This window comes from Yersinia nurmii (genome assembly GCF_001112925.1).
Lineage (GTDB): Bacteria > Pseudomonadota > Gammaproteobacteria > Enterobacterales > Enterobacteriaceae > Yersinia > Yersinia nurmii.
The window spans coordinates 1-9,674 of sequence record NZ_CPYD01000021.1 but is presented as its reverse complement, the minus strand read 5'-3'; the positions used below and the strand labels follow the sequence as shown (position 1 = coordinate 9,674).

The following is a 9,674-nucleotide window of genomic DNA, read 5'->3' as shown; positions in this document are numbered from 1 at the left end:
AACAATTGTTCCCTGCGCAGCGATCCGCTCCATGAAGTAAATGCTGCCAATACCATCCTGAAATCTGCCAGTCGCGTAATCTGGGTTAATCTGATTGAACAGGCACAGTAATGCATCATAATTTGTGGCGATAATTTCTGTATCTGACTGAGATATTTGCCCCTGTGGTGAAGATAGCGGTTGGCTAGCTCCGCCCCCCATAGCGGCATCAAGGTCCGTTAATCTGCCTGACAGGACATCAGCAATATCAGGAACCAGCAAGCCTGTCTCTGTGATAGTTACACCGGGAACCGCTGTTTTTAACGTTGTCATAGAATTACCTGTGATTGGTTTCCATCTCTATCAGTCACCAGTATGGCCCCGCGCGTTTTACGTGTGTTTTTGTCGAAAAACACGTTAGCGATCGCCTGGCTAACAATGGGTAATTTCTTGGCTTCACCTTCCATCTTTTTGGCGATATAGCCAGCGGAGGGGCGCGATCCCAAGACCTCTTCTTTCCAGGGGATACCCAGTGTGTTGTCGTAATAGCATTCACCTGAGAACACCAGGCAGGCCGATGCGACATCCTGAGCGACAGCATAACCACTATTAGCAATGGCAATGTTCCCATTACCATCTAACGTTAAGTCCCACGTATCGGGATCAAGCATTAAAGTTCTGTATGTCATGCTGGGCTGTCCGTTACATTAGAAGTTACCGTTGCAGATCCAGTTTGCACGCCAGTAACTGGGTGCTTATGACCGTCGTATTTATCACGTAGCGTTTTTAGTGATGCGCTTTGCGAACCAGCATTATCAGTGATATTCCCATCAGCTTTGATATCACCAGAAAAGTGAGCCAGTGGAGTCGTGAACTCCACGCCATCAGGAGCGATCACATTGGCCTTTGAGCAAGTTATGTTTACTGGGTTGGGAGACGTGATATTTAACCCACTATCAGCGAACTCGATGAACTGTGTTGGCTGCCCGTTAAGGAACCCGCCTAGGTAGAGCGCATCTGATTTGCTGTGGGTTCGACTACTTCCCGGAACGGACTGGGATAAATTGGCTCGGGCAATTGAATTGTCCCTGTCGCATACAGCGATCATGCCAATATCACCCGCAACGGGGTTCATGATAATGGCTGAGTTGCCACGCTGTAGGCGAAATACCGGGATATTGTAGATTGTGCTATTGGGTATCATTGACCCGGCTCGGTCGGTTCTCGAGACCAATGGGAGAACATCAACGACTAAATTCGGAGCCACTCCCCTTACCTCTTTAACCTGAACAATCTCAATAAAAAACAGCCCGGTCATTAGCCTTTCAAAGGCGTAACTAAAAGACTCTGCATTACTTGCTTGCGCATTCGTTGGGGTAAATAAATTTTCATTCATTTTTATTTTGAGCCTCCGCCCTTGCTTCATTGGTTCTATATGCAGTGCAGACTGAATGCCACGCCCCCCCAGAAACCCAGGATGATAGTTCATGCCTTACGGTTGAAAGTTGGTATTTACCGCTGGCATTTGGGAGATCTGTCTCCATTTCGATAAAGCGGCCAATAACCAATAGAGACGAGTATTGAGTTTGAAACATAAGGCCGCCGGATGAAAATATCGGATAACCAATAAGACCATATTCCTTTGATATTAATGGAATTATTTCATCTCGAGTATTTTTTGCAGGCCAAAAGTCAACCTTTTGAGGTGGAGTCGCCGACATGGCGACGCCATAATCGACGCATATCTGATGTAACTGATCGAATACGCTACCTTCGAAATAAGGACTTCCCGATGTCGTCATGCCATTCATTTTATTGAAAGAAGCGCGATATCCCGCAGCGCTGCAAATTGAATTAATAACGTCAGTTAATTTTTGAACGCCATTTACAGAGAATGGGCTTGCTGGCATGTTTTGCAGATCAGCATTTGCGGTAGCAGATATCATCAAATTACTATCTGGTGCTGCATTCATATTTGCTACTGATGAGGTCATTCCTCCAGAAAACACGACCGAATCATCAGCAAATATCTCCACGTTTATTCTCTGCGTGTCTAACATATTCCCGTCAGCACGCCCAGATAACGCAGCAAGCATATCCAGCCCAAGTCCGTATATTGATATATCCGCTGACGTCCCTGCCCTTCCCACTACCGCATTCAATGAAACGACAGCTTTTACATTATTTATGGATATCTTGTTGTTTCCGGATGAATCGAATGAGCTAGTAAGATTGGTGAAGTCGAAGCGGAGAGAGTGTTGTTTATACAATGTCAGCTTCCTCCAGGTAGAATAGTTGGAACCGGCTCCCCAACCCCTCCCATTGCGGGTCATTCTGTCCAACTGAATCCAAGAACAGTAGATCACCTTTAAATCCCAGGTATGAATACCGCACCATACGGTTACCGAAATAACAGGGCACACCCTGCATGATAGGGTTGCCATCCACTGTCAAATCCATATAAATGGCACTGGTACGTTGTATCAGGCGAATATTGCATTGCTGGCCGCTAAGTTGCACACTGAATTCCTGAGATTTCATAGGTTCGATAGATACTGTCATCATGGTTTCGTCGCCTCTGCAATTTCCTTGGTTAACTCAGCCGCTTTCTGTGTTGCGCTACTAACAACTTCAAGCACTGGTTTATTCACAGTATCCAGGGCGCTTTGAAATCCTGTGGTAATGGTTTGGTCTACATTTGAAACAATTTCCGATACGGAAGATTTTAGGCCGCTCCACGCCTTACTTAACTCATTTACCGTTGATTGTTTGGCCCCCGCAGGATTCAAGGTGTCAGCCCCAACGCCAGAATTACTTAGACTTTTTTGGTCATTTGTTGGCTTTGTATTTGATTGCGAACCAGACAGGGAAACCTCCATCTGCTGCATCACTTCTTGAAAATCCAGATAAACCACAAGCAGCGTCACACCTTGCTGATGAGTAACCTCATAGGAATGACCCACAAGGTCATAACTCTCTAACGTCTCTTTTGGCGTCTCAATGTCATATATCCCCGTCGTTGCTAACATATCCTTGATGGTTTTCAAGGTGTCAGATTGACTAGTAAAAGTAAGGTCGAAGATGTTGGGGATCGTACCGGTGAAACCAGTCAGCCCGGAGATAATGATTGAGCACCGAATCCTGGAAGGGTCTTTTACCTTATTGATGGACTGGTATTTACCACTTTCAACGGGAGCATTCGTTATTTGAGCTCGCCCTATCGGTTGAATTGATGCCATACCACTGAACGTAAGCGCCACCGTGGCCTCACCATGTTTGCGGATCACATATGAGGGATGAAGCACGCTGTCTATAATTGACAATGGCGATCCGCCACCAATAGCGTTAAATATGTCGCTGGTGTTGATGTCTATAATGCTCATGGATTACCGCCAATAAAAAACCCACAGTTAAGTGGGTTGGGTTTTGGTCATTAAACTTTTTTCGGTCTATTTAGGCCGCTACACCGCTGACACCAAGCATCTTTGATAGCTTAGTAAGCCCTTTAGCGGTTACGAGAACCTGCTCTGTCACTTTCTCGCTGCCATCATTGCGAACTACTGTATGCACTTTGTGCTCCAGATATCCAGACTGGATTTTGTCCTGATACCCGACCCACGTTTTGCTCCCTAGTCGTTTGTAAATCCAGCGATTCTCTGACAACAGGCGAAAAAGGAACTTAGGCTGTACCTGTAAGTTTTTCGCAGCATCGGTAATACACAGAGCACCATCTGCCTTTGCAATGCGTTCCAGCGCATCTACATCTGGCTGCATCACTTCTACCTTATGTTCTAGCGCGATCACCTTTTCACTGTAGGTCAGCAATGTACCGCGCAAAAACTCAGGGTCATTTAATGCGGCCATCGGGTCAAATACTGGTTTCAGCTTTCCGGCTTTATAATCGAGGAACGTTTGGTTAACTTTCAAACGGTATGATGGGGAAATCCAACCGGCATATTCAACAGCAAGAAGTTCGTGAGCGTAAGTTCCGCCGTTGCGGCCCTCCTTCTTAACTACCGTGATCTCGGTAGTTTGCTTATTCAGTTCATTGATAAGATTTTTGGTGCTATCAAGAGCAAGCCAATATGCTGGCCCGTCTTTTTTCTCACCGCCACTCGCTTTATGAAGAGCGTTCAGGTTAAAGCGACTTGCTGTATCGGTGTTAATCTCAACGCCAGCGATGACAGGCAGAGATTTATTTGCTACATTTAAATCAGTCATTAAAGACCTCGCAGTTTGATTTGACATGACCGCCAGCTCTAACTGGCGGTTTTTTATTGCCAGTATTCCGGCAAAATTAGTGAATCTTTTTCTTCTTGCTATGCTGATTAAGGCTTATCTCTAACGGTGAAGAAAAGAAAGTCATATCACGCAACCTTTCGCTGATGCTCCCGCGATTTTTGTGCTCCATCAATTTAAGCGCCTCCTCTAAACCATCCCGCCACATTTCTTTGATTGCTCGCAAGTGGATGTTTACTCCCCTGGCATTGTGTAAGGCTATTTCAAAATCGAATGCAGGATGAGCGTTTCCTTGTTGTACTTCACGATCCAAGATATCTAGCACCCAGCGGCGAAACTCTTTGGCCTTGGCTGTCCTTGCAAACATACCGATCAGATGAGCGCCGCGCAGGGAAAATACCCGTACATCTTGCATCCCGCCGGGTGTGGTCGCCCTGACCACCCCTGTCATTTGTGTCGTGAACTCATCAGAGTGGCGATTGAAAATTCGGTGAATAGCTTTATCATCCGCGTACTCTAAAGCCTGTCCAACTTCTGCCGCCGTCAGCCAGATTTGCCCCGCTATTTCCATATAAGAGAAAGTAGTGCTATGGAATGTCAGTTGATTATTCGCTATACTTTTCATGTCGGTTGACTCGCTTAAGGTTGCTGACAAAACGAAGCCCTGACTATCGCAACTAGTCGGGGCTTCACTATTTTCACCACGCATTTATTACACCTTTCTGAATTAGATCATCAACCAACTTAAGTCGATAAAGCACTTCACTATGCATAGTTCTGAATGTTCTATCTGCGGCCCCCTTGATTGGACCTTTCATATCTTCTGGAATTCTTAGCTGCATTGGATTAACGGTTGTAACTTCTTTCTTGCTCATGACATACTCCTATTAACTTCACACAATGTCATAATACTTCATTGAGATGAACTTTCAAGAAGTTTTGAGTTATTTAGAGTGTTTATTATGAAGTCATATGAATTTAAAGGTTCTTTTTATGAGCGAGTCGCCAAAGCGAGAGCGCTTAACTCCATGACTCAGAGCGAACTAGCAAAGTTAGTGGGAATCTCACAGCGACAAATAGCTGCCTATGAGTCAGCTAATTCCTATCCTAGGCGAGGCGTATTACATAAGCTTGCAGATGCGCTTGGCACTACCGCCGAGTGGCTTGCTACTGGTGAGGGTGATGGGAAAATAAAATCAAGAGTTTCTCCAGCTTCAGTTACTACCAAAGTGCCATTGTTGGAAATAGATAATGTATTGGACTTTCTTTCTCATGAGTATTGCGCTGACGGTTTAACCACTAAATTTCATCCAACTTCATATCCCGTCAGTAGAATGGCGTTTGCAATAATTAACAATGACGAGGCAATGGCCTATTCAGATCCTGATGGGTATGGTTTCCCAGTAGGGTCAATAATTGTATTCGACCCAATGATTGAAGCTGAGCACTTAGATTTTGTTTGTGCACTGAAGAGTGATTTTATTGTTTTCAGGCAGATTTTTATCAGCTATGACCAATCAGTATTAAACCCACTTGATAACCGTTATCCACAAAAAACCATAAAAAATGAGGAAAGAGAGCGCATGTTCTTAATCCCTGCGATTTCAATTGAGATCCAACTTCCCGCGGCAGCTAGGCTAGATGAATAATTAAAAAAATCGCCATGCCCCATCCACACCGGCGCACGGACACGCCTGAAACAAAAAGCCCACCTGAGTGGGCTATGTTGCGTGTTATTACGTCAACTCCCGAGAGTTGGGCAGACATGTCTTTTGTCTGTACCTTGCGCGACAAGCCCTTTTTCTTTGCCGTTAATATCCACTAAGTAAAGGTCGTCATGGCTACCACCTTGAACAAAATATCTGTGTTTCATAACTATTAAGTCACCTTGATACTCCCCAGCCAGAACGACGCAAGCTAGACTTCCTGCTGCTATAAACTTAACATTGCCAGTAGCAATATCTAGTGAGTGTATAGCATCAGATGTGGCCCATGCAGATGAGTTGAAGTACAGATTTTTTGCATCTGGAGACAAGTAAAGATTACTGAAGGAAGAAAGGGTTTTCTCTGTGTCGTTATCAGGACGCTCTCGGAGTATTATTTTGTTTTCATTATTACTTCTGGACATTATTGCAGTTGGCGGAGGGGACTCCCCATCTACGGACCTGTTGGCAACTATGTAATATGTAATCTTACCTCCAGGGGCAGATATTTGTTCTACGACATCTATTCCTTCGGCAATAGCTATGGATGACAATAATAAATAAGATATTGAAACCAATAACGCCACTGTACGTTTCACTGTTTTATAGTCCTTTTACAGAAAAATTACATATAATTTCACATTGAAAGATAGCATTCTCAGTGGCCCTTTCCAATCATGGTAATTATTTAACCGCGCTTGAAAATGCCTGATTTGTTGAGGATCGACTATTCATCTCCTTGAATCCTTCTGCCAGTTTTGAGGCCTGTTCTGTAGTTGCAGTTACTTTTACCTCGCCAATATTTTGACTATTGTAGTTGTTGACAACATTTTGGCTTGGTGTGTTTGCTCTTCCAGCCCCATTAGCAAGTTGTTGCTGAGTCTGATAGTAACCAGCGTACTGACTTTTGGATGCGTTTCCATAATCTAGCCCACTCTTCCAGTTTGAATATCCTTCGTGCTTTGCCATATGGGCACTCAGGCTAGCCATAACAGAAGGGTCAAAAAGATCTAGCTTATCGTTAGCGCCGACCCCCATAGCTTTCGATACCTGAGCTATGTAGGCCGTAGTATCATTTTCTGAAGGAGGTGCCCATTTACTAATAACCCCACTGATAGTATCCAATTTATCCCTGGTGTAATAAGTGGATAGCTGATCTCTCGCCGCCTTCCAGCCTGATTCTTCATCAGTATATTTAGCGAACCCACCTGAATCCTTGCCTGCATTGCCTTTTGTTTTTAGATTTAGAGGGTTAAAGTTTCTGTCTGGCCTATTTTTACCTGCGGGATTGGTTGGGGTATCTTTATTTGGGTCATCGTAATCAATACCAAGCAATCTCTCGACAAAATGCTGCTGAAAGATAAGCGGTCTCTGCTCATCGGGAACGTCTTTATATTGATCTTGAACCATCTGCCCAAGCAAAGCCACCGCAGCAACCCCACCAACACTCTTGCCGCTAAGTAGCGCCATCGCAGCAAGAATACCAAGCGCATTACCTGCGCCACCTACTGCTTTTATGAATCCATCAATACCATTACCAAGCCCTTTGAAAAACCCAATAATATCTCCCTTATTATTCTTCAGCCACTCAAGGAACTCCTGTTCAGCTTTAAGAACTTCCGGCCCAAATGTTGCCATCAGATCTTGCTTTACTTGTGCAAATTGGGAATCAAGTGCTTTAGTGGTGGCAAGGATATTGCGCTGGGCCTCTTCCTGATCTTTGGTCATCTTCCAGCGTTTTTCTTCCTCAGACACCATCTGCACGGCTTTGCCGTTTTTGATGTCTCCCGCAAGGTTAGGGTCGTAACCAAATGCAGCCAGAGTCTGCATTAACTGCTTCTCGCTATGACCTTTTCCATATTTCTGAAACTCTGCAAGCGCGTCTTCAGATTTACCGCCCAACTTATGGATATCAACACCGGTTCTTGCGCCGGTAGTTAGCATATTCTGAGCTTCTGGAGTCAGACCGCCAAATATAGTCGGGTCTTCTAGGTTGGCGAGTGCCATTTTTGCACTCATCTGAGAGCCGAGAAAAGCGCCACCATTCTGACCTATGCGAGAAAATCCATATTGAGTACCGAGAACATTACTGGCACTCGTTCCTAGCATTCTCCCCATATTACTGGCTCTGACGATGGATTCAGCGGTGCTTTCAAAGGCGCGATGAATGCCAATGGCAACCGCAGTCATTACCCCACCAACAGCTAGAAATCGCGTTGAAAGCCCAAGCAGTCCACTAAAAGCCATGCTTAGCCCTTTCACGGCTGCTGATGCTTTATCCGTTTCTTTCGTCGTTTTGGACATTGAGGCAGTGGTTGATTTCTCAATTGCTGCCGTTAACCCCTCGATGGCCTCCTTAAGGTCTTTAGCCCCCCTTTCGACCTTTTTTTTACCCGAGAGAAACTCCTCGGTCCTTACTGTGACTTTGTATGCTAGCTCTTCGATAATCACCGTAGTTTCTCCGCGTATTGCTGCCAAGCTCTTTTGTTATGACACTCCACCGCGATAAGCTCCAGCAGATTAAACGCATCGCGCACAGACAACTTCTCCTGCAAATCAAGGTAGGAGGCCCTGCCTGAGCAGATAATAGAACTCATCTGTGCGGATATGTTGACCGAGGTTACCAATTTAGATGGCCCCTGATCTGGCTGAATGAATGGATACTTTACGCGGCTGCGATGGTTAAAAAATCGAAGTTCACTCCGAATACCTTGTCCATCAGAGTTCGAATAGTTGAGACCTCTTCAAAATCAATGGGCTTAACCTCGCGAGTTTGTTTGTTTCCATCGTGCGTAATAACAACTTGCACGGTGGACATCAGGCGATCTCGGAGCTTACGTGAAACGTCAGGTGACGCGGCACACAGGACATTAATTCCTACCGTAGCCAAGCCAGCACATCCCATAGCAATAACGTCAGCAGGAATGCCAGAAAAGTTAGACTCTCCCATAGATCGGAAAATATCCTGAGCTAATTCGTCAGCATCCCATGCTGACATCTCAGTGATAATAAACTCTTTGCCCTTATCTCTGCCTTCATCTTCCACGATATACGTGATTTGTTTTCTGGACATTATGCGGCGCTCGGTGTGCATGACTCAAAGTGGAAGACTGCGGGACGAGGCTGCAATACCCGCTTACCAGAAGGGATCGGAGTCCACGTGTAGAGCACACCATTAACAAAGTTATATTTGATATTCAGTGACGGAATGACTAGCACGGCGTTACAGGCAAACTTCGCCACCGCTGCTCGCTCAGCTGAATACCAATCGCCAATAAGCGTTCCAGCATTCGATGTTGGCATTAGGTTAATAGTGAACTCCGTGGGGTTAAAAATATAACCCGCATGGTATTTACCATCCGCCGACATCATGTCTTCTGAGTTTTGCAGCGCGGCGGTATCAAACATGTCTTCGGCAGAATAGTCGTCAACATCAAACCCGCCGGGATAAAACGACGGAACTACAATGCGTAGCTTTGAATTGGCACTGGTGATATCTAGAGGCATCGGTCATTCCTTACAAAATGTTCGTGGATGTCATGTTGATGCTTTGGATCAACTGCCCATCAACGTAGTAAAAGATCGCGCCATCAAGGCTTCGTTCTGTTCGCGACGCGCCGGTCTGCACAGGAATGTAGAAGAACCACCCCTGAGTAAATAACGCGTTGGAAATGTCAGTTCCCACTGCATCATTGACGATATTAATTTGCGCCTGATCAAGCACAACGCCTGGTCGAACTGCGCCGAAATTAA

General features: G+C 45.3%; 13 protein-coding genes and 2 pseudogenes. 1 reads left to right on the top strand and 14 read right to left on the bottom strand.

Annotated features, from left to right (window positions below):
• From AD970_RS18050 to AD970_RS19755, 9 genes and pseudogenes are all read right to left on the bottom strand, one after another.
• Nucleotides 1–312: pseudogene (locus AD970_RS18050) on the bottom strand (baseplate J/gp47 family protein); the annotation flags it as partial.
• On the bottom strand, nt 309–668 hold the full coding sequence (locus AD970_RS18045) for a hypothetical protein (RefSeq protein ID WP_049602322.1): 360 nt from the start codon (nt 666–668) through the stop codon (nt 309–311). The pseudogene AD970_RS18050 and the gene AD970_RS18045, both read right to left, overlap by 4 nt.
• Complete coding sequence (locus AD970_RS18040) at nt 665–1,375, bottom strand: phage baseplate assembly protein (RefSeq protein WP_049602319.1); 711 nt, start codon at nt 1,373–1,375, stop codon at nt 665–667. Before AD970_RS18040 ends, AD970_RS18045 begins: the two co-directional genes overlap by 4 nt.
• Complete coding sequence (locus AD970_RS18035; protein WP_235786971.1) at nt 1,368–2,249, bottom strand: hypothetical protein; 882 nt, start codon at nt 2,247–2,249, stop codon at nt 1,368–1,370. Before AD970_RS18035 ends, AD970_RS18040 begins: the two co-directional genes overlap by 8 nt.
• Nucleotides 2,242–2,544, bottom strand: a complete 303-nt coding sequence (locus AD970_RS18030; protein ID WP_049602315.1) for a phage baseplate plug family protein — start codon at nt 2,542–2,544, stop codon at nt 2,242–2,244. Before AD970_RS18030 ends, AD970_RS18035 begins: the two co-directional genes overlap by 8 nt.
• On the bottom strand, nt 2,541–3,362 hold the full coding sequence (locus tag AD970_RS18025) for a hypothetical protein (protein WP_049602313.1): 822 nt from the start codon (nt 3,360–3,362) through the stop codon (nt 2,541–2,543). Before AD970_RS18025 ends, AD970_RS18030 begins: the two co-directional genes overlap by 4 nt.
• Nucleotides 3,363–3,432: 70 nt before the next feature.
• Complete coding sequence (locus AD970_RS18525; protein ID WP_072080703.1) at nt 3,433–4,227, bottom strand: phage antirepressor KilAC domain-containing protein; 795 nt, start codon at nt 4,225–4,227, stop codon at nt 3,433–3,435.
• A 49-nt stretch (nt 4,228–4,276) separates the two neighbouring features.
• The gene (locus AD970_RS20280) at nt 4,277–4,927 is read right to left on the bottom strand and encodes a BRO-N domain-containing protein (protein WP_157045594.1); all 651 of its coding nucleotides are present in this window, start codon (nt 4,925–4,927) and stop codon (nt 4,277–4,279) included.
• Nucleotides 4,917–5,093 carry an Arc family DNA-binding protein gene (locus AD970_RS19755; protein ID WP_157045593.1) on the bottom strand — a complete coding sequence of 59 codons (177 nt, stop codon included), beginning with the start codon at nt 5,091–5,093 and terminating at the stop codon, nt 4,917–4,919. The genes AD970_RS20280 and AD970_RS19755 overlap by 11 nt, the downstream gene beginning before the upstream one ends.
• 87 nt (nt 5,094–5,180) lie before the next feature.
• Between AD970_RS19755 and AD970_RS18010 the strand changes: the two genes are divergently transcribed.
• Nucleotides 5,181–5,867 (top strand): helix-turn-helix domain-containing protein, encoded by a 687-nt coding sequence (locus tag AD970_RS18010; protein WP_049602311.1) that lies wholly within the window; start codon nt 5,181–5,183, stop codon nt 5,865–5,867.
• Nucleotides 5,868–5,959: 92 nt separating this feature from the next.
• Here the strand turns inward: AD970_RS18010 and AD970_RS18005 are convergent, their stop codons facing one another.
• The 5 genes and pseudogenes from AD970_RS18005 to AD970_RS19865 form a co-directional block, all read right to left on the bottom strand.
• Complete coding sequence (locus tag AD970_RS18005; RefSeq protein WP_049602308.1) at nt 5,960–6,520, bottom strand: TolB-like translocation protein; 561 nt, start codon at nt 6,518–6,520, stop codon at nt 5,960–5,962.
• A gap of 85 nt (nt 6,521–6,605) precedes the next feature.
• On the bottom strand, nt 6,606–8,372 hold the full coding sequence (locus AD970_RS18000) for a hypothetical protein (protein ID WP_049602303.1): 1,767 nt from the start codon (nt 8,370–8,372) through the stop codon (nt 6,606–6,608).
• A gap of 214 nt (nt 8,373–8,586) precedes the next feature.
• Nucleotides 8,587–8,994 carry a hypothetical protein gene (locus AD970_RS17995; protein WP_049602301.1) on the bottom strand — a complete coding sequence of 136 codons (408 nt, stop codon included), beginning with the start codon at nt 8,992–8,994 and terminating at the stop codon, nt 8,587–8,589.
• Nucleotides 8,994–9,428 carry a phage tail fiber protein gene (locus tag AD970_RS17990; RefSeq protein ID WP_049602298.1) on the bottom strand — a complete coding sequence of 145 codons (435 nt, stop codon included), beginning with the start codon at nt 9,426–9,428 and terminating at the stop codon, nt 8,994–8,996. Before AD970_RS17990 ends, AD970_RS17995 begins: the two co-directional genes overlap by 1 nt.
• Before the next feature lie 10 nt (nt 9,429–9,438).
• A pseudogene (locus AD970_RS19865) lies at nt 9,439–9,674 on the bottom strand (DUF3383 domain-containing protein); the annotation flags it as partial.

Coding starts and splice junctions, on each gene's coding strand:
- AD970_RS18030 (WP_049602315.1), bottom strand. CDS start 2,544: ATGATGACAGTATCTATCGAACCTATGAAATCTCAGGAATTCAGTGTG.
- AD970_RS18025 (WP_049602313.1), bottom strand. CDS start 3,362: ATGAGCATTATAGACATCAACACCAGCGACATATTTAACGCTATTGGT.
- AD970_RS19755 (WP_157045593.1), bottom strand. CDS start 5,093: ATGAGCAAGAAAGAAGTTACAACCGTTAATCCAATGCAGCTAAGAATT.
- AD970_RS17995 (WP_049602301.1), bottom strand. CDS start 8,994: ATGTCCAGAAAACAAATCACGTATATCGTGGAAGATGAAGGCAGAGAT.
- AD970_RS18525 (WP_072080703.1), bottom strand. CDS start 4,227: ATGTCAAATCAAACTGCGAGGTCTTTAATGACTGATTTAAATGTAGCA.
- AD970_RS18040 (WP_049602319.1), bottom strand. CDS start 1,375: ATGAATGAAAATTTATTTACCCCAACGAATGCGCAAGCAAGTAATGCA.
- AD970_RS18045 (WP_049602322.1), bottom strand. CDS start 668: ATGACATACAGAACTTTAATGCTTGATCCCGATACGTGGGACTTAACG.
- AD970_RS18010 (WP_049602311.1), top strand. CDS start 5,181: ATGAAGTCATATGAATTTAAAGGTTCTTTTTATGAGCGAGTCGCCAAA.
- AD970_RS20280 (WP_157045594.1), bottom strand. CDS start 4,927: ATGCGTGGTGAAAATAGTGAAGCCCCGACTAGTTGCGATAGTCAGGGC.
- AD970_RS17990 (WP_049602298.1), bottom strand. CDS start 9,428: ATGCCTCTAGATATCACCAGTGCCAATTCAAAGCTACGCATTGTAGTT.